The following is a 19,146-nucleotide window of genomic DNA, read 5'->3' as shown; positions in this document are numbered from 1 at the left end:
GATGGGCAAATTGCGGGCAGGTCCAAAACCTGGGCTCGCGGCGAAAGGCAACATATGGATCGGCCGCTGCTTGAAGAAATTCACGATAAACTTGAAGAGTTTACCGCGACTGAGCGCAAGGCCGCCCATGCCCTTCTGGCGAATTATCCGATTCAGGGACTGGGCACGGTTGCCCAATTTGCCGCCGCAGCCGGGGTCAGTTCCCCGACGATCCTGCGCTTCATTGCGAGGCTTGGCTTTCCCGGTTTCGCCGATTTTCAGATGCGCCTGCGCCGGGAGCTTGAGAACCAGCTGAACACGCCGCTTGCCCGTTCATCCGCGATGGCAGAACCCGCTCCGACGTCCAGCTCTGATCCCTTGGTCGACAAGCTGGTCGAAAACGTTCGGGAGACATTCGAGCATCTGCCAAAGGGTGAATTGGCCGGAATGATCAAGCTGCTGGCCGACGAGAAGAAGACGCTGCACATGATCGGCGGACGCTTTACCGATGCTCTGGCCCGCTACATGGCGGCGCATCTGCGGATCGTGCGTCCGAACGTCAATCACGTCGCCGGACAGCAGGGCAACTGGCTCGACCAGTTGATCGGCATCGGCCCGAAGGACGTCGTCGTCGTCTTCGATATTCGCCGCTACCAAAGCGAAATCATACGCTTCGCGGAAGCTGCGGCAAAGCAGGGGGCGACCGTCACGCTGATCACCGACAGCTGGATGTCGCCAATTGGAAAGATCGCGAGCTTCGTTCTTCCCGCGCGGGTTGCCGTCCCTTCCCCCTGGGATTCGAGCGCGGCTCTCATGGCCATTGCGGAAGTGCTGATAGCCGGTGTCACGCGCGAGAACGCGGAACGCAGCCAAGCCCGCATGCAAGCTCTGGAAGCGCTGCGCAACGGTTATGATCCGGAAACGGACGGTGACGGCCTGCTCTAGATGCGTCGTTAGCACCGCAAAAACAAAAACGCCGACGAGATCGCCGGCGTTTCAATGAACTCTTCAACAGAGTGTCAGCTGGGCCAATCAGGCCATTTCGAGCTGAGCAGCCTGCTTGCCGCGACCACGACGGTCGTCTTCTGCAACGAAGGTTACCTTCGCGCCTTCTTCCGGGGCTGCGAGGCCAGCCTGTTCAAAAGCGGTGATGTGGACGAAGACGTCCTTGCCACCGTTTTCCGGAGTGATGAAGCCGAAGCCACGGTCGTAGTTGAAGAACTTGATGGTGCCGTTCTCACGCATGGAGAAACCTTTCCGTATGTTGTGCGCACTCTTGGCAAACGATCCAACCACAGGATCCGCCGACGTGTGCGCGGAAACGAGCAGTCAGTTAGAAACGGAAAAGCTTCGAAATTCAGAGCACGCTGCGAGCAGCGTACCGAAACCTATTCTTCGCCGGGTCTATTTCATGTCCCGCGCGGCAAAAACGTATGCCGACATCATTGAGGTTAGGAACTGGAGCCGCGGAATACAAGTGATAGTTTCATTGCATCCAGTTTTCTGTGGCGAAAATCATGCAGTTGGAATGCCTGTCGTCGGGCGTAACAATCTGGCGTCCTGTCATTTTTAACGGGGTGCTGGGCGGTCGGTGTCCGCAACCATGTGTACATCACGTTCAGGTGATTTCGCTGGGGGGATCGGCGATCATGGCCGCCATGGTCGCGGCAGTTTTTTAATGGCGCCTGCGCCCTACCTCTCTTCTGACTTCCGTTTCGCGGCGCGCATCAACGTCTCGAGCTGGTTGAGGAAACGGGAACGATCGGCCTTGGTGAAGGATGGCCCGCCCTCTCGAATTTCTCCCGTCTCGCGCAGGTGAGTATTCAGGTCTCGCATCGCAAGGCGCATTCCCATTGCATCCTCACGAAAGGGCTTGCCGTTTGGTGAAATCACCAATGCACCCGTATTCACGCATCGTGAGGCCAGCGGCACGTCGGCTGTCACCACCACATCGCCCCTGGTTGCCCGCTCGGCGATCCAGTTGTCCGCCTCGTCAGGGCCTTCCGGCACGATCACCCGTTCCACGAGGTCGCTCTCGGCCAGCCGCATCCAGCTGTTGGAGACATAGCGAATGACCACGCCATGGCGCTCGGCAACCCGGAGCGCCTCGTCCTTGACCGGGCAGGCATCGGCATCGACATAGAGTATAGTCATGACGGTTGGCGGCTCCCGGAAGTACTGGTGAGATAGGATACGATGCCCTCTGCCGCAGCAATGCCTGTGGCGAAACAGGCCTGTAGCAGGTAGCCGCCGGTTGGTGCTTCCCAGTCCAGCATTTCGCCGGCAACGAATAGCCCGGGCCGCTTCTTCATCATCATGTGCTCATCGATTTCTTCAAGACGGATACCTCCGGCAGAGGAGATGGCGCGATCGATCTCATAGGGTGCGGTTGTTGTGATGGGCAGGGCCTTGATCCGCTCTGCCAGCTCTGGTCCTGAGATTGGAAGCGGTCCGGCCTCGCGCAGCAGCGCGATCTGGACTGGAGAAAGACCAGCAGCCTTGCGCAGGAAATTGCTCGCCGATTGCTTGCCGCGCTTTTGCGACAGTTTCTCGGTCAAGGCGTCAAGAGACAGATCCGGCCGCAGGTCCAACGTCAGGTCTGCTGCGCCACGTTGTTCGATTTCTGCCCGTATTTCAGCGGATAGAGCGTAGGCAACGCCGCCTTCCAGACCTTTTTCCGACATCACTGCCTCACCGGTCGCGCTTTTGTCCGCCATGGAAAGCGTCAGGCGTTTGAGGGGCGATCCGGCAAAACGTTCCTTGAGAAGGTCGCTCCAGGAGACGAGGAAGCCGCAGTTGGCAGGCCGAAAGTCGCAAATGGTGATGCCGGCCTCGCGCAGTGGTGCAACCCAGGCCGCATTCGATCCCAGCTTTGGCCAGCTCGCGCCGCCGACCGCCATCAAGGTAGCTCTTGCGGATATCTGGGAAGACCCGCCGTCTGCATCCTTGAATGTACTGGTTCCGTTGGTGTCGATCCCGGTCCAGGTAAGCCGGGGCAAGAGTTTGACATCACGTGCGGCCAGCCGGGCAAGCAGGGCCCGGAGTAATGGTGAGGCTTTCATCGTGGATGGAAACACGCGTCCGCTGCTGCCGACGAAGGTTTCCTGACCCAGATCGTGGCACCAGCCTCGCAGACCTTCGGGCGGGAATGCCCGGATATGCGGCTCCAGGAACGTCGCCGCCTCCCGGTATCTCGTCAGGAAGCTCTCAAGTGGTTCGCTGTGGGTCAGGTTCAGTCCGCCTCTGCCCGCCATGAGGAACTTTCGGGCCGGGGAGGCCATCCGGTCGACAATGGTGACCGACAACCCCTTTTCGGAAAGCCTGTCGGCGGCGATCAGTCCGGCTGGGCCAGCGCCTATGATGAGAACGTCTTGCATTCGGGTCTTATAATGGAAAGCGATCTCAAGAAAAGGTCTGCGCATTTAAAGAGCGCAGATCGTGAATATTACCTAAAGTCAATAAATTAACCGAAGTCGATGATAAGGTTTATTAGGAATTTTCGTAACATTCTCGCTTTGAGGGGTCAGGATTTTGTGATGTCACGGCCTTTGAAACGAGCATCGGGGCGTAGAAGTTCGAGAACAGACATAGCAGGAGCACGTGAATGGCCCGCACCTTGAATCAGATCTTATTGGTTGATGCCGATCCCAAGGTTCGCGCAGCCTTTGAACGTCTGTTCGTCGGTCAATATGCGGTGCGCAGCTTCGACAACACCGAAGAAGCTCTCAAGTGGCTCAAGGAAAACACGAACGTTGCCGTTATCGTTTCCTGCGCAAACTTACCGGGCCGGGGCGGGGCAGCATTCCTGAAGTCCACCGAAGCCATGTCACCCCATGCGACCCGTGTTATGCTGACCGGCGAAAAATCGCTCGATGTTGCCAAGCAGGCGATCAACGAAGCTGGCGTGTTCATGTTCCTGACCAAGCCCTGCTCCCAGCAGGAACTGGTTTCGGCCATTGAGGCCTGCATGAATCACCATGCCCGCGTTATCCACGAACGCACATTGCTGGAGAAGACGCTCTCCGGCTCTGTAAAGCTGTTGATTGACATGCTCTCGCTGTTCCACTCCGAAGCTTTCCGGCGCACCACTGTGATGCGTCCTCAGGCGCTCAAGCTGGCGCGCGCGCTGGGCCTGAAGAAAACCTGGGAACTGGAGATGGCCGTGATGTTCTCGCCCTTGGGCGAGGCGCTGTTGCCGAAGGAAATTCTGGCGCGTTATCGTGCAGCCAAAACGCTGACCGAGCCGCAGAGGGTCATTCTTGCCGGTGCGCCGGGGCAGACACGTGATCTGCTGAAGAACATCCCGCAGTTGGAGCGCGTCGCCGAAGTCCTTTATGTTTCGGGCCGGGGCTTTGACGGATCTGGTTTTCCCGAAGACGGACCAACCGGCAAGGACATCCCGCTGACTGCGCGGATCATCAAGCTCCTGACCGATCTTTGGTATGCAAGTCCGGAAAACGGCATTGATGCGGCTGCCTTCGAGGCTTTGACAATCAACAAGCGCCAGTATGATCCGCATCTTCTTGAAATCGCCCGGGCGACGCTGCTGGAAGAGCACGAGCTTGATGCATTGCACGAAGACGAAGTGACCTTGTGCTACATCCGTGCGCTCCGGCCTGGCGATGTGCTGGTTGACGACATCCTGACCGACGGCACCCACGAACTGGTTCTCTCGCGCGGCCACCAATTGACGCGCACGACGATCCGGCGACTTGATCAGTACAATCAGGTCGCAGGTATCCGTCAGCCGATCCGCGTGCACCGGAATGAAAACGCGACTGTCGGTGTCGAGCGCATCAGCGCTTGAGTGGCGTCAGTTGCGGCTGGCCTCGTCCAGCAGTTCCGCTTCATAGGCTTTTGCAACGCGCAGGAAACGCGCGTGGGCATAGTTGACTGACAGGATCAGTCCCCACCAGCCGTAGCGCATGTACTTCCGGATGAAATAGGCCTTCAGGAACGCGGCGGGAAACTCCGTGAGTAGACGCCTGCGCGGCAGTTTGCGGCCTCGCTGGCGAAGGTCGGCGACCTGCATGTTGGAATAGCGGTTGTACTTGCCGACCTGGAAGTCGAGCGAGCGGATTGAGCGATGGGCAATGATAGCGCTCACCGAATTGATGATGGAGCCTTCGTCCGGCCGCACGGTGTCGTGGACCGTCGACACCGAAAACCGCCCCTTCCGCCGGTCGTAAAGGCGTATCTGGTGATAACCGTAAGCCCAGGCAGCGGGCGCCGTCTCATGGGCGTAGAGATCACGGATCATGATCCGCCAGCCATCTGCCTTGAGGTGATCTTCGGCCGCGAACATCTGACGGATTTCTTCCGCAAGCTCCGCGGTAACCTCCTCGTCCGCATCCAGATTGAGGAGCCAGTCGTTGCGGCACTGGTCTTCGCCGAAGCGCTTCTGCGGGCCGTAACCGGGCCAGTCATTATGGATGACGCGAGCGCCAAGCCTCTCTGCCTCCGCTTGGGTGCCGTCCGTCGAACCGCTGTCGATGACAATCACTTCGTCCACCCATCCTGTAACGCTCTCGATGGTGCGTCCGATACGGTCCGCCTCATCCTTCGCGATGATGAATACGGACAGGGGCAGCGGAGTGGTCATGTCTTTGTCGAGGCTTTCCGGCTGGAGTTGCGGCGTCAGTCGGACTTCTAGCAGGTTTGTTTCTGGTTTTTTAGAGGGGTTAGACGCCCGGGAACAGACCTTTCCGAGCACCTGCGGCCGGCGGCCGTTCACGGCATGCTCGCCGTGCCCGCGTACATCTGGCCTTCCGAAACCCTCCGAAACGTGACCGGCGGAAAAAATATTTAAACTCCGCTTAAGCTGGAGGAATCAGGGTTTCGGACTGGTTTCGGATTTGCGTTGTTGCAGCGCCAAAACCGATTTTGTTGACTTACGAAATCGGTTTTGTAAGCTCAATATCAAGAAATATGAAAATCTGGATGGCGGGCATTCCTTGCGATGCAGCGGCCGTGCCGGGTGAACGGGAGGCAGGATGAGCGAATCGGGCGGTTCCGTAACCATCGATGATGTCGCGCGCCATGTTGGCGTCGCGAAAGGAACCGTTTCGCGTGTCCTCAACAACTACACCGACATTTCGCCGGCGACCCGCGAACGGGTTCTGAAGGCTGTCAAGGAACTGGGGTATCACCCGTCTTCGACGGCGCGGAGCCTGAAAAAGGGACGTCAGGACACGCTCGGTATCGTGCTCCCCGTTGGACGGGGGCGCGGCGCCGATCCGTTCCTCGCAGAATTCGTGGACGGTATTGCTCGCGCATTGGACGAACTGGGGCGCGATCTCCTGATCACCACAGCCCATTCCGCACGCCACATGCTGGAAACCCATGAGCGTCTGATCGCCCGGCGCAAGGTCGATGGATTCATCCTGACCCGTACCGAGGTGGATGATCCGCGCATCGAGTTTCTCCAGACACGCAGGTTTCCGTTCGTGGCACACGGCCGAACGGCGGATCCCAGCGGTTATGCATGGTTCGATATCGACAACGAGCAGACGTTTGTCGACGGCGTCTCTCACCTGTCCTCCCTTGGCCACCGGCGGATCGGATTTATCGGCGGCCCGCGCGAGCTGAACTTCGCTTGCCAGCGCCTGTTGGGCTACCGGCGGGGGATCGCCGAGGCGGGTCTGACGCAGGACCCGGCGCTTGAGGTCGAGTTTGCGCTCTCAGAGGAGGGCGGAATGGAAGGCGCTCGCCAGCTCCTCGGACTGCATCAGCCCCCGACTGCCCTGTTCTGCGCAACCGATGCCATGGCGATCGGTGCCATGCGGCTTTGCCGGGACTTTGGCCTGCGCATAGGCCAGGACGTGACGATCATTGGCTACGACGGACTGCCTGTCGGCGCTTATGTGGACCCACCCCTGACAAGTTTTTCCCAATCCGCGTTGGCGGCCGGCGGCAAGATCGCCCGCATGCTGATCGAGGTGATTGAGGGAACCCCTCCTGCCGAACGGCAGGAACTGGCTCAAGCGGAACTGATCCGGCGTGCGTCGGACGGTCCGCCTGCGAAGACCACTGAAGAGCTGGCAAAAATGCTCCGGCGGTCGGTTTGAATGGAAATTGAGTAAGCACATAGGAGAGTGCGATGTTTGGGAGGAAGTTCCTATTGGCCACAACCCTGGCCGGCGTCTTCGCCGCAGGTGTGGCAGGTGCAAACGCGGAAGGCCTGCGCTTCTGGACAACGGAAGAACAGCCGGAGCGTCTTGCAAAGCAGGAAGAAATGGCTGCCGCCTTCAAGGAGAAGACCGGCATTGAGGTCGAGGTCATCCCGGTGACGGAAAAGGATCTCGGAACCCGCGCCACGGCTGCTTTTGCTGCCGGTGACCTGCCGGACGTGATCTATCACACCCTGCAGTATGCTCTGCCGTGGGCGGAAGCAGGGATCCTCGACACTGAAGCTGCGAGCGAAGTCATCGGCGCACTTGATCCGGAAACCTTCGCGCCGGGTGCCCTGAACATGGCTGCCTACGAGGGCGGTTATGCGTCCGTGCCCGTCGACGGCTGGACCCAGATGGTCGTCTACCGAAAGGACCTGTTCGAAGCGAACGGACTGGAAGCCCCGAACAGCTACGACACGATCCTCAAGGCGGTCGAGAAGCTTCACAACCCGCCGGAAATGTTCGGCTTCGTCTCCGCCACCAAGATCGACGAGAACTTCATGAGCCAGGTGCTCGAGCACGTTCTTCTGGCCAATGGCGTCACGCCGGTCGATGAGAACGGCTTCAAGGCGCTGGACGAGAAGAAGACCGCGGAAGCGCTTGAATTCTACAAGGCGATTTCGAAGGCCTCGCCAGCAGGCGATCTCTATTGGAAGCAGTCCCGCGAACTCTATTTCGCAGGCAAGGCGGCGATGATCATCTGGTCGCCGTTCATTCTCGACGAGTTGGCCGGCCTGCGTGACAGCGCTCCGCCGACCATCAACGACGATCCGACCTCCAAGGAACTGGCTTCCAAGACCGGTGTCGTGACGACCCTGTCCGGTCCGTCCAATCCGGACGGCGCAGCCTGGGGTGACGTGCGCTACTTCGGCATCACCAATGATGCGGAAACCGATGCGGCCATGGAATTCGTCAAGTTCTCCATGGACGAGGGCTACCTGTCGACGCTCTCGATCGCTCCTGAAGGCAAGTTCCCGGTCCGCCGCGGCGACTCTCAGGATCCGGAGAAGTTCTCCAAGGGCTGGGCAACGCTGCCTGTTGGTGTCGACCGCAAGGCTCCGCTGACCGATCTCTATGATGCGGCGACCATCGAGCGCATCGTAGGCGGTCTCGACACGGCCAGCCGCTGGGGCGTCAAGGAAGGCCAGCTTTCGCTCGCATCCAAGATCATCAACAGCCAGGCCATCAACCGTCTGGTCCGCGAATTCATCGACGGTGAGCGCGATGCGGCGGCAACGGTCGCCAAGCTGAACGACGAATTGTCGAAGATTCAGTAATTCCGAACGCATGGGAGCCAGCGTGTGACCTCACATGCTGGTTTCCTCCCAACTCTCCGGAAGGCTATTTCCGTCTTCCGGAGTCTTTTCAAGTTTCAGCCGGAAGCCGCAAATGACTGCCGTTGATACTGCGGGCAGAAGCCGCTCAGCCATGCCGCCGAAAGGCGTCGGGCCGATGCAGCGCCGGGAGGCGCGCCTCGCCTATCTCATGCTTGCTCCGACATTTGCGATCATCATCGCGATCGTGCTTGGACCCTTGCTCGCAAACTTCTGGATCAGCGTGAAGCCGGTCGGATTGGCCGATCTGCGGCCGCCTGAAGTACTCGTCAACGAACGCGTTCGCGGCAAACCGGAAGCGGCGGGCGACGAGGCAAAGCTCGAATATCGCTTGCGCAATTCCTCGCAGGACAAGCCCATCCGCAACGTGGTTCTGACCGATCGTCTTCCGGATGGATTTGTCCCCGGCGCACTGCCAGAGGGCTGCACCGTTTCAGCTCATGTTCTCACCTGTTCGATTGGCGACGTCGATCCGAAATGGCGCGACAGTCTTGCCATTCCCGGCAAGGTCGAGGCCGCTTTCCTCGATCTGGAGCGTCCAGGACGTCTCAATGAAGCTGTCGTCACTGGTGATGCCGACAACATCCTGACGAACTTCGACTTCACGCTCGACAACTTCCGCAAGGTTTTTGATGCCAGCGAGTTCTGGAGCGTTCTGCGGGTGACGTTCTATTACACGATCTTCGGCACCGGTGGCGCGCTTGTGCTTGGACTGTTCGCTGCTCAGCTCTTGAACACCTCCTTCAAGGGGCGTGGTCTGCTGCGCGGGCTGTTCCTCTTCCCCTATGTTTCCCCGGTGATCGCGGTCGCCTTCACCTGGGTCGTTCTGTTCGATCCGTTCTCCGGGACACTCAATGCGCTGCTGACCACCATGGGTGTGTCGGAAAGCCCGATCAATTTCTTCGGTCAGCGCTCGGTCGAGTTCTCGCTTTTCGGCCTGCCGCTGGAGTTTCCGCTGGCACTGACGACGGTCATCGCCTTCGAGGCCTGGCGCTACTTCCCGCTGTCGTTCCTGTTCATCCTGGCGCGCATGCAGTCGGTCAACACGGACATGTATGAGGCTGCCGAAATGGATGGCGCGACGCCGTTCCAGCAGTTCTGGTACATCTCGCTGCCGCAGCTCATGGGCATCCTGTCGGTGCTGTTCCTGCTGCGCTTCATCTGGACCTTCAACAAGTTCGACGACATCTTCCTGCTGACGGGCGGCAACGCCGGAACGCGAACCCTGACGGTTGACGTCTATGAGCAGGGCTTTGCCCTGTCGAACCTTGGTGCAGGTGCTGCGGTTGCCGTCGTGGTCTTCGTGGTGCTCGTTACCTTCGCGACGCTGTTCCTTCACTTCTCGCCGAAGGAGGAGGGGCTGTGATGGCATACTCCGGAACACTGATTTCAATCGTCTGCGGCGCACTGTGGGGGGCTGTCTCCATGATGGTCACCGGCGTGACCCTTACGCTGGTGACCGGCGCTGTCGCTGTTCCACAGATCGGCGCAGCGGCTCTTGCCGGTATGCTTCACGCGCTCATTCTTGTCTGGCGCGGCGGTAGCCGGGCCAACCTGCAAACCCAATTGGCGCCTCTTTTGATCGCTTTTGTCGCGGTCATGGCGGCCAGTTTCGCGGCCCCCTTTGCCTTGCCGCTGGATGTGATCTCACTGTGGCAGGGTGTTGCCATTCTGGTGTTTCTGGCTGCGCTTGCCTTCGCGAACAGTGTCTGTCTGAACGGCGTGCCGCTGGGTGCAATGTCCCGATACGAACGTGAGGTCGTCTATATCCGCATGCTCAAGGGCATCGGCTTTGTGTTTTTCACCATCGTCGTGGCCTTGCCCTTCTACGTGATGGTCATGACGTCGCTGAAGAGCCAGCAGGCGCTGCTCGCCAATCCGCTCGACCTGTCCATAGATCTGACACAGGGCCTGTTCGCTCTGTTCCGCTCCTATGTCGAGCTCTTCACCCAGTACAATTTCGGCACCTATCTGACCGTTTCGGCCATCGTGTCTGTGGCAACCGTCATCCTGACGCTGCTCTTCTCGGTGCCCGGCGCTTACGCGGTATCGAGACTGCGCTTTCCGGGGCGGGCATTGCTGTCGCGCTCGGTGCTGCTGATCTACATGGTTCCGGCGATCGTTCTGGTCATTCCACTCTACGCCGTATTCTCGCAGCTCGGACTGAGGAACAGCCTGACCGGACTGCTGATCGTCTATCCGGCAACCACGATCCCCGTCGCACTCTACATGCTTCAGGGTTATTTCCGCGGCCTGCCTGCGGAACTGGAGGAAGCCGGACTGATGGACGGTCTGTCACGGATCGGGGTGATCCTGAAGATCACCCTGCCGCTGTCGTTGCCGGCGCTCGCCTCCGTCTCGCTATATGTCTTCATGATCGCGTGGAACGAATTCCTCTTCGCCTTCATGTTCCTCGACGACCCCGACATTTTCACCCTGTCGCGCGGTGTCGTTGCGCTCAACTCCTCCGAGGTTCCCCGCCAGCATTTGATGGCCGGGGCCGTGATCGCAACGGTGCCCGTGCTGGTCATCTTCCTCTGGTTCGAGCGTTTCCTCGTCCAGGGTCTGACGGCCGGCAGCGTCAAGGGCTGAGCAAACAACAAAGATACTAGGGAGCATTATCATGACTGCCGATCTGGATGCGGTCGCGCTTTCGATCCTCAAGGACAATGACCTGGGTGGTTACACCATACCGACCAAGGGCCTTTATCCGTACCAGTGGAACTGGGACTCCGTCTTCGTCGCCTTCGGCTTTGCAACGTTCGACCTGAACCGGGCGTGGACCGAGATCGAGAACCTGTTCGAGGGCCAGTGGGCCGACGGCATGGTGCCGCATATCCTGTTCCGAAAGAACGACCCGAGCTATTTCCCGGGGCCGGGCGTGTGGGGCACCAAGACCGAGCCGTTCCCGACCTCCGGTCATTCCCAGCCGCCGGTGGCCGCGACCGCGGTGCGCGATCTACTCGAAATGTCTTCCGCGGCCGACAATATTGCCCGCGCGAAGGTCCTGTTTCCCAAGCTCATGGACTGGCACCGCTGGTGGGCGACGTACCGTGATCCGAAGGGTCATGGCTCGGTCGCTATCGTGCACCCCTGGGAGTCGGGCCGGGACAACCTGCCGGACTGGGACGAGCCGCTGTCCATGGTCGGCACGGAAGGTGTTGGCGAGTACACCCGCAAGGACACCTCCCATGTGGACCCGGAGATGCGGCCGAAGAAGCTCGACTATGACCGCTACATGGCGATCCTGAACGCTGGCAAGTCCGTGGGTTGGGATGCCCGCAAGACCGTTGAGGTGACGCCGTTCCTGGTTGCCGATCCGGGGATCACCATGATCCTTCTGCGCGCAAACCGCGATCTCCTTGTCATGGCTGACCGCCTTGGGTTCAACGACGACAAGGCCGAGATCGAAAGCTGGATCGCCCAGCTCGAACGCGGTCTCGAAAGCCTCTGGAATCCGGCCATCAACGCCTACGTCACGCGCAACCTGAGGACGGACGTCATGGGAACCGGCGTTTCCAGTGCATCGTTCCTGGCATCCTACGCCGGCGTCACTGATCCGAAGGTGATCGAGCCGATGCAGGCGCATTTCGACCGTATTGCGGGTGCCGCCGAATACATGCTGCCGTCCTACGATCCGGCGCATGAGGGCTTCGAACACAAGCGCTACTGGCGTGGTCCGGTCTGGGCAGTCGTCAACTACATGGCCGCGCGCGGGATGCGTGAGGCAGGCGACCTGAACCGCGCCGAGAAGATCCGCCACGACACTGTGCGCCTGATCGAGAAGAGCGGGTTTGCCGAGTACTTCAGCCCGGTCGATGGCTCGGGCGCCGGTGGCAAGTCCTTCTCATGGACGGCTGCCGTCTGGCTGGCCTGGGCAACACCAAGCCTTGCGGCCAACAAGGCAGCATGAGCATCGAGCCGAAGCGGGTGAGGGGTTAGCGAAATGGGTTCAATTCAGCTCTCGGGTGTCGAGAAGTGGTTCGGGGACCTGCAGGTCATCAAGGGCATCGATCTGGCAATCGAGGATGGCGAGTTTGTCATCTTCGTCGGCCCGTCTGGCTGCGGCAAGTCCACCTTGCTGCGGCTGATTTCGGGGCTGGAAGAGACCAGCCGCGGCTCGATAGCGATCGACGGCAAGGACGTGACAGCCGAACCTCCCTCGGGCCGTGGCCTGTCCATGGTGTTCCAGTCCTACGCGCTCTATCCGCACATGTCGGTTCGCGAAAATGTCGGTTTCGGCCTGAAAACGGCAGGGGTTCCGAAGGCCGAGATCGAACGCAAGGTTTCTGCCGCAGCCGAAGTCCTCAAGCTCGATGACTATCTGGATCGGAGGCCGAAGGCCTTGTCGGGCGGGCAGCGCCAGCGCGTCGCGATTGGCCGTGCCATCGTTCGCGAGCCGAAGGCGTTCCTGTTTGACGAGCCCTTGTCGAACCTCGACGCGGCCTTGCGTGTCGAGATGCGCTTCGAGATTGCCCGCCTCCACAAGGCGCTGGGCACGACGATGATCTACGTCACCCACGACCAGGTCGAGGCGATGACCCTCGCCGACAAGATCGTCGTCCTGCAGGGCGGCGTGATCGAACAGGTTGGCTCGCCCCGTGAATTGTATGAGCGGCCCTACAACCTCTTCGTTGCCCAATTCATCGGTTCGCCGAAGATGAACATCCTGCCGTGCTCCGTCAGTGGCGACCGGTTCGACCTTAAGGGCCACGGCGGCGGGCACTACCCGCACGCTGATGCGCAACCTGAAGCGAAGAAAATCGGGATCCGGCCGGAGCACATCACGGTGGTTGCGCCGGACGAAGGCCATGTTCAGGGAACCGTGGAAGTCGCAGAGTATCTCGGCGCCGACACTTATCTCTATGTCGCTCTCGACGGATTGGAAACCATCCTTGTCCGCACGGATGGCTCAGGTCAGATAAACGAAGGTGAACGGATCGGCCTCGCCTTCGATGAGACGCGCATGCATTTCTTCTCAGATGACGGCCGAGCCATTCGAGGTTGAATGACCCGTCCGGTTCGCCGGTGATAGAAGGTTAGCCGACACGTGCGAAAAGCGCATCAAGGCCGGGGAGCATGAGCTTTCCGGCCTTGGCGTTTCCGCCAAAGCCGCTGCCGACGAGAACCGACAGCTGGCCATCGTTCCAGTTCAGTTCCACCGGTTCGTCTGACAGATTGAAGGCGCAGAGCACGGTCTCGTTCTGGTGGCTTCGGGTAAAGACGACGGTCTCTCCATCGCTGTCGATGAAGCGGATGTCCCCTTTCTGCAGGGTGAGTTCGCCGCGCCTCCAGTTCAGGAAGGTCCGAACGCGCTCCAGGACAGACCCGCCGGCCATGTCCTGGGCGTTGACAGACCGGGCCGCGTGGTCGGCCGGCACCGGTAGCCAAGGCTCGCCTGCGGAAAAGCCGGCATGCGCAGCGCCGCGATCCCAAGGCATCGGAGTGCGACAGCCGTCACGTCCCTTGAACTTGGGCCAGAAGCGGATGCCATAGGGATCCTGCAGCTTTTCGAAGGGAACATCGGCTTCGCTCAGTCCGAGTTCCTCTCCCTGGTAGATGCAGGGTGTTCCGCGAAGGCTCGTCACGAGAGCGACTGCGAGCGGAGCGAAAAGATCGAGATTCTGGCTTTCGCCCCAGCGGCTGGCGACACGCACGACATCATGGTTGGAAAGCGCCCAGCTCGGCCAGCCCGAGCCGATACCCGCTTCCATGCCTTCCACGGTCTGGCGGATGAAGGCGGCCGAGCGCTTCGGTGTCAGCAGATCGAAGCTGTAGGCCATATGGATGCGCTTGCCCTCGACGGTATAGGCAGCGGTGGTCCCGATAACGTCCCGGTCGGCGCCGATCTCGCCGACGGATGTCGCGCCCGGATACTCATCGAGCAGCGATCGAAGCCGCTCCAGGAAAACAAGGTTCTCCGGCTGGGTCTTGTCGTGGAGATGATGCTGGAATGCGTAGGGATTGGTCGCGTCCACCCCGGTGAGCACCATGCCTTCGGGAAGGGGAGGATTGTCGCGCAGGTTGGCGTCGTGGAAATAGAAATTCACCGTGTCGAGGCGGAAGCCGTCGACGCCTCGCTCCAGCCAGAAACGGGCCGCAGACAGGACCGCGTCCTGAACGTCCGGGTTATGGAAGTTGAGGTCGGGCTGGCTGGCGAGGAAATTGTGCAGGTAGTACTGGCAGCGGACGCTGTCCCATTCCCAGGCCGGACCACCGAAGATGGACAGCCAGTTGTTCGGCGGCGAGCCTTCCGGTTTGGCGTCAGCCCAGACGTACCAGTCGGCCTTGCGATTATCGCGGGAGGCACGGCTCTCCTTGAACCAGGCATGTTGGTCGGAGGTGTGCGAGATCACCAGGTCGATCATGACCTTCAGGCCAAGGGCGTGGGCCTTTGCCGTCATCTCATCGAAATCGGCGAGCGTACCGAACATCGGGTCGACGTCCTCGTAGTCGGAGACGTCATAACCGAAGTCAGCCATGGGCGAGGTGAAGAAGGGCGACAGCCAGATCGCGTCGACGCCGAGGGAAGCGATGTAGTCAAGACGCTGCGTGATACCCGCGAGATCGCCGATTCCGTCGCCATTGCTGTCCTGGAAGGAGCGTGGATAGATCTGGTAGATTACCGCGCCGCGCCACCAGTCGGTGTCCCTGTGTCCGCGGTCGATGGCGCTTTCCGTCTTAACCTGCGTTCCGGTCATGGCTGGCCCCTTCGGTTCCACGGATGTCATGCCCTCGAAACCGTGATTGATGTTATTGAGAATCTGTCGCTCAAAGCGCTTTGAATGACTATCGGCTCACCACAAGCCAGTCAATTGGTTTTGGTTTGCTGCGAACAAAGAAGGGCCGATGCCCAGAAGGGCACCGACCTGAATAAATGACGAATTGAAAAGGTCTTCATCCGGAACAAGCGCATTCTGCCAGTCATTCGTGACGGTTCGGCGACACTCGGATGACGTTGCCATTTCAGTGCCAGTGTGCTCGCCGGAACGGAGTGCCCGTCATTAAAGATGATCATATAAATATCTGAAATAAATGGATAATAAAAATTTGAATGACGTTATAGTCAATATGTGTTTCAGTGTGGGCCAATGCCAAATGCGTTGAAGAGCCATCACGGCATTTGAAGACCGTTCAAGCGGTCGGGCGGTGTGGCCCGACGTTTAATGATCAGTCATTTGCCCCGACGTTTGTGGGCCTTTTGGGAGAAAAGTGTCATGACCGCAGCAATGGTGGGCTGGTCCCATTTGCCGTTCGGCAAGCATTCCGATGAAACTGTTGAATCGCTCATCGTGAAGGCGGCGAGCGCAGCGATTGAGGACGCCGGAATTTCTGCCGAAGATGTTGACGAAATCGTGCTCGGCCACTTCAACGCCGGATTTTCGGCGCAGGACTTTACTGCGGCATTGGTTCTCCAGGCGGATCCGGCTCTTCGCTTCACGCCGGCGACCCGCGTCGAGAACGCATGCGCCACTGGCTCTGCTGCGGTTCAGCAGGGCGTTCGTGCCATCTCGTCCGGCGAAGCCCGCTTCGTTCTTGTTGTCGGCGTCGAGCAGATGACCACGACGCCGGGGCCTCAGATCGGCCAAAACCTGCTGCGAGCTTCCTACCTCAAGGAAGAAGGCGACATTCCGGGCGGTTTCGCGGGTGTTTTCGGCAAGATCGCCGACAGCTACTTCCAGAAATACGGCGACCAGTCCGACGCCCTTGCCCGCATCGCTGCCAAGAACCACAAGAACGGCACCGGTAACCCATACGCTCAGATGCGCAAGGATCTCGGCTACGAGTTCTGCCGCCAGGAAAGCGAGAAGAACCCGTTTGTCGCCGGCCCGCTAAAGCGCACCGACTGCTCGCTCGTGTCCGATGGCGCAGCGGCTCTTGTTTTGACAGATCCTGCCACCGCGCTTGGCATGAAGAAGGCTGTTGCCTTCCGTTCGACGGCCCATGTTCAGGACTTCCTGCCCATGTCCAGCCGCGATATCCTCAAGTTCGAGGGGTGTTCCAAAGCCTGGGGTGGTGCGCTCGCAGATGCCGGTCTCAGTCTTGAAGACCTGTCGTTCGTGGAAACTCATGACTGCTTCACCATTGCCGAGTTGATCGAATACGAGGCGATGGGCCTGACCAGGGAAGGCGAGGGTGCACGGGCGATCCTTGAGGGTTGGACGGAGATGGATGGCAAGCTGCCGGTCAATCCGTCGGGTGGCCTCAAGGCGAAGGGGCACCCCATTGGCGCTACCGGTGTCTCCATGCATGTCCTGACGGCGATGCAACTTCTGGGGCAGGCCGGTGACATCCAGGTGAAGAACGCCGAGATTGGCGGGATCTTCAACATGGGCGGAGCAGCAGTCGCAAACTACGTCTCGATTCTGCAGGCGATGAAGTGATCCGGTAACTCGAAACGTTCGGTTTTCGAGGCCCTTGAGCCCCACGACTGACCTGATTCGCACGAGCATCAATCAATATCATTGATGCAATTATTCGATAATTGGCCCTCGCGTTCCCGACGCGGGGGTTTTTTTATTGTCCGGACAGCCGCATGCCCGGTTCAGGAGGCGCCAAATATCTGGAGGACCGACAAGAGGCGATGTCCGTGAGAAATGGCTCTGGGCTTGAGCATTTGCGCTCCCTTCTCATCGCGCTTGTTTTCATTCGTCATGAATAGAGGTGTGCATGCGATAATTACCAAGGCTAAATGTATGTATGGGTTACAACCCTTGGTAATATTGAGTGATCAATCAAATTTTCGAAAGTAATGCCGCTCATTCGTCTGAATTAACTGCTAGGTTAGTTTTGACGATTAACCTTTGGCCAACGCTACAGAACGGTGGGTACCGGTATCTGGGAGGCGCGCAATAATGTTACAAAGGTGAGAGACAGCATGAAGCTGCAGAGCCTGCGGGCAAAGGTCACTGTTGCCATAGCAACTTTCTTCGTCCTGATCGCTGCAATCAATGTGGCGACATTGACGTTCTTGAAAAAAATGGAACACAACGCGGAACTGCTGGAGCATGATGCTCTGCGCTTCTCCGGCGATGTCATGGATCTGACGGTTGTGCTTAAGAACAGCCGGTTCGATACCGTGGAAGTACAGCAATGGCTTACTGATGTATCGGCCTCTCGCGGGCAGGATGGCCTCGATGAGGGATACGAGCTTGCGAAAAAATATGCCGAAAAGTTCGAAGAATATTCACAGAAGGCTTACGATCTTTCTGTGCGGCAAGGCTATGATCAGCTCGCCAGGGAAATTGGGGTAATCCGCGACCGCTTTGGACCATTCTACGCTCTGGGCAAGGAAATGGCCGACGCCTATGTCGCAGAAGGACCTGCGGCTGGCAACAAGCTGATGAAGGCGTTTCACAAGTCGGCTGCGGAACTCGAAGCCGCGTTTGATGCGGCGATGGCAACCCATTTCGCCCGTCTGACCGAAGAGCGCGAAAATCTGCAGGTAGAGGCAGAACATTACAACAGCTCGGCGCATGCCACGGATCTCATGATTTACACGTCGATCGCCGTGACTATTATTGCGACACTTCTCGGCGGGTATGCGGTTCTCCACTTTGTTGTCGGTCCGCTCACTGCGATCGCCGACGCCGTAACGCGAATTACTGACGGCGATTACAGCGTGGAATTGAAGGGTGCACACCGCCGTGACGAGGTCGGCGACATCACCAACTCGGTGCATGTCCTGCGCGACAAGGCGGCTGAACGAGAGCAAATTGCTGCGCAGCAGGCAGACGAAGATCGTCAGCGCAACATAAGGGTTCAGAAGCGCGAAGAGCTGGTGAATTCGTTCCGTGGACAGGTTGCGCACCTGATGACGAGCGTCAACGGCACGATGGAAAAGCTCAATGCAACGGCCGCAAACCTGACGTCTGTTGCAAGCGGCACTGCTTCGGAAGCTGATGGAGCGGCCGGTGCAACGAGCGTGGCGCTCTCCAATGTTGAAACCGTTGCAGCGGCCGCGGAGGAGTTGACCGCCTCCATCGAGGAGATCAGTCGCCGCGTTACGTCTACGCTGGATGTTGTCACTGCGGCAGCTCGCACAACAGACGAAACGACATCAAAGGTTGCGACGCTTTCCTCTGCAGCCTCTGAGATCGATGAAGTCGTTCAGCTGATTTCCAGCATCGCCGACCAAACCAACCTGCTGGCTCTCAATGCGACCATCGAGGCCGCGCGGGCCGGTGAGGCGGGCAAGGGCTTCGCGGTCGTTGCAAGCGAAGTTAAGGCGCTGGCAAACCAGACCGCCAAGGCGACGGAGAGCATCACGCAACAGATCGCGTCGATCCAGGGCGCGACGACCGATGCTGCAGGATCGATCGAGCGTATTGCGAGGATCATGAACGAAGTGTCCGGGGAAACCGAGGCGATTGCCGCGGCCGTCACCGAGCAGAGCGCTGCAACAAACGAGATTTCTCGTGGTGTTCAGGCGGCTGCCAGTGGCACCCAGGATGCGAACCGGAATGTGTTGAACGTTGCGGACAACGCCCGCAAGTCGACCCAGTCGGCGATGGAAGTGGACGACGCCGTGAAGGTTGTGTCGGATCGCGCATCCGAACTGTCCAGTGAGATCGAGCGGTTCATCAAGGATTTTGCTGCCTGATCAAGCGATTCATCCGTCAGGAATTGAAGAGGGAAAGGCCGGCAACTGATGTTGCCGG

At 59.3% G+C, this 19,146-nt stretch carries 15 protein-coding genes; 10 read left to right on the top strand and 5 right to left on the bottom strand.

Annotated elements, in window-relative coordinates:
- Positions 1–54 precede the first annotated feature (54 nt).
- Positions 55–924, top strand: a complete 870-nt coding sequence (locus tag ACN0SY_RS07030; RefSeq protein WP_417685713.1) for a MurR/RpiR family transcriptional regulator — start codon at positions 55–57, stop codon at positions 922–924.
- Between the two features lie 87 nt (positions 925–1,011).
- Here the strand turns inward: ACN0SY_RS07030 and ACN0SY_RS07025 are convergent, their stop codons facing one another.
- From ACN0SY_RS07025 to ACN0SY_RS07015, 3 genes are all read right to left on the bottom strand, one after another.
- Complete coding sequence (locus ACN0SY_RS07025) at positions 1,012–1,224, bottom strand: cold-shock protein (RefSeq protein WP_417685711.1); 213 nt, start codon at positions 1,222–1,224, stop codon at positions 1,012–1,014.
- A gap of 447 nt (positions 1,225–1,671) precedes the next feature.
- Complete coding sequence (locus ACN0SY_RS07020; RefSeq protein WP_417685709.1) at positions 1,672–2,133, bottom strand: YaiI/YqxD family protein; 462 nt, start codon at positions 2,131–2,133, stop codon at positions 1,672–1,674.
- The gene (locus tag ACN0SY_RS07015; RefSeq protein WP_417685707.1) at positions 2,130–3,356 is read right to left on the bottom strand and encodes a TIGR03862 family flavoprotein; all 1,227 of its coding nucleotides are present in this window, start codon (positions 3,354–3,356) and stop codon (positions 2,130–2,132) included. The genes ACN0SY_RS07020 and ACN0SY_RS07015 overlap by 4 nt, the downstream gene beginning before the upstream one ends.
- Before the next feature lie 227 nt (positions 3,357–3,583).
- Here ACN0SY_RS07015 and ACN0SY_RS07010 point away from each other — a divergent pair, with 227 nt between their 5' ends.
- A complete protein-coding gene (locus tag ACN0SY_RS07010; RefSeq protein ID WP_417685705.1) occupies positions 3,584–4,786 on the top strand; it encodes an HD domain-containing phosphohydrolase in 1,203 nt (400 codons plus the stop codon).
- 6 nt (positions 4,787–4,792) lie between these two features.
- Here ACN0SY_RS07010 and ACN0SY_RS07005 read toward each other — a convergent pair whose 3' ends face one another.
- On the bottom strand, positions 4,793–5,581 hold the full coding sequence (locus ACN0SY_RS07005; RefSeq protein ID WP_417685703.1) for a glycosyltransferase family 2 protein: 789 nt from the start codon (positions 5,579–5,581) through the stop codon (positions 4,793–4,795).
- A gap of 391 nt (positions 5,582–5,972) precedes the next feature.
- Here ACN0SY_RS07005 and ACN0SY_RS07000 point away from each other — a divergent pair, with 391 nt between their 5' ends.
- From ACN0SY_RS07000 to ACN0SY_RS06975, 6 genes are all read left to right on the top strand, one after another.
- Positions 5,973–7,046, top strand: coding sequence for a LacI family DNA-binding transcriptional regulator (locus ACN0SY_RS07000; protein ID WP_417685702.1), 1,074 nt, complete (start codon positions 5,973–5,975; stop codon positions 7,044–7,046).
- 32 nt (positions 7,047–7,078) lie between these two features.
- On the top strand, positions 7,079–8,428 hold the full coding sequence (locus ACN0SY_RS06995) for an ABC transporter substrate-binding protein (protein WP_417685700.1): 1,350 nt from the start codon (positions 7,079–7,081) through the stop codon (positions 8,426–8,428).
- Positions 8,429–8,540: 112 nt separating this feature from the next.
- Positions 8,541–9,851, top strand: coding sequence for a carbohydrate ABC transporter permease (locus tag ACN0SY_RS06990; RefSeq protein ID WP_417685698.1), 1,311 nt, complete (start codon positions 8,541–8,543; stop codon positions 9,849–9,851).
- Positions 9,851–11,077 (top strand): carbohydrate ABC transporter permease, encoded by a 1,227-nt coding sequence (locus tag ACN0SY_RS06985; RefSeq protein WP_417685696.1) that lies wholly within the window; start codon positions 9,851–9,853, stop codon positions 11,075–11,077. The genes ACN0SY_RS06990 and ACN0SY_RS06985 overlap by 1 nt, the downstream gene beginning before the upstream one ends.
- A 31-nt stretch (positions 11,078–11,108) precedes the next feature.
- Positions 11,109–12,398: an MGH1-like glycoside hydrolase domain-containing protein gene (locus tag ACN0SY_RS06980; RefSeq protein ID WP_417685694.1), complete on the top strand. Its 1,290-nt coding sequence runs from the start codon at positions 11,109–11,111 to the stop codon at positions 12,396–12,398.
- 33 nt (positions 12,399–12,431) lie between these two features.
- A complete protein-coding gene (locus tag ACN0SY_RS06975; protein WP_417685692.1) occupies positions 12,432–13,493 on the top strand; it encodes an ABC transporter ATP-binding protein in 1,062 nt (353 codons plus the stop codon).
- Between the two features lie 31 nt (positions 13,494–13,524).
- Here the strand turns inward: ACN0SY_RS06975 and ACN0SY_RS06970 are convergent, their stop codons facing one another.
- On the bottom strand, positions 13,525–15,186 hold the full coding sequence (locus ACN0SY_RS06970) for an alpha-glucosidase family protein (RefSeq protein ID WP_417685690.1): 1,662 nt from the start codon (positions 15,184–15,186) through the stop codon (positions 13,525–13,527).
- Positions 15,187–15,702: 516 nt separating this feature from the next.
- Here ACN0SY_RS06970 and ACN0SY_RS06965 point away from each other — a divergent pair.
- Both ACN0SY_RS06965 and ACN0SY_RS06960 read left to right on the top strand, forming a co-directional pair.
- Positions 15,703–16,869: an acetyl-CoA acetyltransferase gene (locus ACN0SY_RS06965; protein WP_417685688.1), complete on the top strand. Its 1,167-nt coding sequence runs from the start codon at positions 15,703–15,705 to the stop codon at positions 16,867–16,869.
- Positions 16,870–17,363: 494 nt separating this feature from the next.
- Entirely contained in the window at positions 17,364–19,088 is a 1,725-nt protein-coding gene (locus ACN0SY_RS06960; RefSeq protein WP_417685686.1) for a methyl-accepting chemotaxis protein, read from the top strand.
- The last annotated feature ends 58 nt before the right edge of the window (positions 19,089–19,146 follow it).

Origin of the sequence: Roseibium sp., assembly GCF_048261595.1 — a bacterium.
In the GTDB taxonomy this organism is placed as follows: Bacteria; Pseudomonadota; Alphaproteobacteria; order Rhizobiales; family Stappiaceae; genus Roseibium.
The sequence above is the reverse complement of the archived record's forward strand: the minus strand, read 5'-3'. Positions and strand labels throughout refer to the sequence as shown.

Excerpts from the sequence above, each read along its gene's own strand:
- ACN0SY_RS07030 (WP_417685713.1), top strand. The coding sequence starts at position 55 with ATGGATCGGCCGCTGCTTGAAGAAATTCACGATAAACTTGAAGAGTTT.
- ACN0SY_RS07025 (WP_417685711.1), bottom strand. The coding sequence starts at position 1,224 with ATGCGTGAGAACGGCACCATCAAGTTCTTCAACTACGACCGTGGCTTC.
- ACN0SY_RS07020 (WP_417685709.1), bottom strand. The coding sequence starts at position 2,133 with ATGACTATACTCTATGTCGATGCCGATGCCTGCCCGGTCAAGGACGAG.
- ACN0SY_RS07015 (WP_417685707.1), bottom strand. The coding sequence starts at position 3,356 with ATGCAAGACGTTCTCATCATAGGCGCTGGCCCAGCCGGACTGATCGCC.
- ACN0SY_RS07010 (WP_417685705.1), top strand. The coding sequence starts at position 3,584 with ATGGCCCGCACCTTGAATCAGATCTTATTGGTTGATGCCGATCCCAAG.
- ACN0SY_RS07005 (WP_417685703.1), bottom strand. The coding sequence starts at position 5,581 with ATGACCACTCCGCTGCCCCTGTCCGTATTCATCATCGCGAAGGATGAG.
- ACN0SY_RS07000 (WP_417685702.1), top strand. The coding sequence starts at position 5,973 with ATGAGCGAATCGGGCGGTTCCGTAACCATCGATGATGTCGCGCGCCAT.
- ACN0SY_RS06995 (WP_417685700.1), top strand. The coding sequence starts at position 7,079 with ATGTTTGGGAGGAAGTTCCTATTGGCCACAACCCTGGCCGGCGTCTTC.
- ACN0SY_RS06990 (WP_417685698.1), top strand. The coding sequence starts at position 8,541 with ATGACTGCCGTTGATACTGCGGGCAGAAGCCGCTCAGCCATGCCGCCG.
- ACN0SY_RS06985 (WP_417685696.1), top strand. The coding sequence starts at position 9,851 with ATGGCATACTCCGGAACACTGATTTCAATCGTCTGCGGCGCACTGTGG.
- ACN0SY_RS06980 (WP_417685694.1), top strand. The coding sequence starts at position 11,109 with ATGACTGCCGATCTGGATGCGGTCGCGCTTTCGATCCTCAAGGACAAT.
- ACN0SY_RS06975 (WP_417685692.1), top strand. The coding sequence starts at position 12,432 with ATGGGTTCAATTCAGCTCTCGGGTGTCGAGAAGTGGTTCGGGGACCTG.
- ACN0SY_RS06970 (WP_417685690.1), bottom strand. The coding sequence starts at position 15,186 with ATGACCGGAACGCAGGTTAAGACGGAAAGCGCCATCGACCGCGGACAC.
- ACN0SY_RS06965 (WP_417685688.1), top strand. The coding sequence starts at position 15,703 with ATGACCGCAGCAATGGTGGGCTGGTCCCATTTGCCGTTCGGCAAGCAT.
- ACN0SY_RS06960 (WP_417685686.1), top strand. The coding sequence starts at position 17,364 with ATGAAGCTGCAGAGCCTGCGGGCAAAGGTCACTGTTGCCATAGCAACT.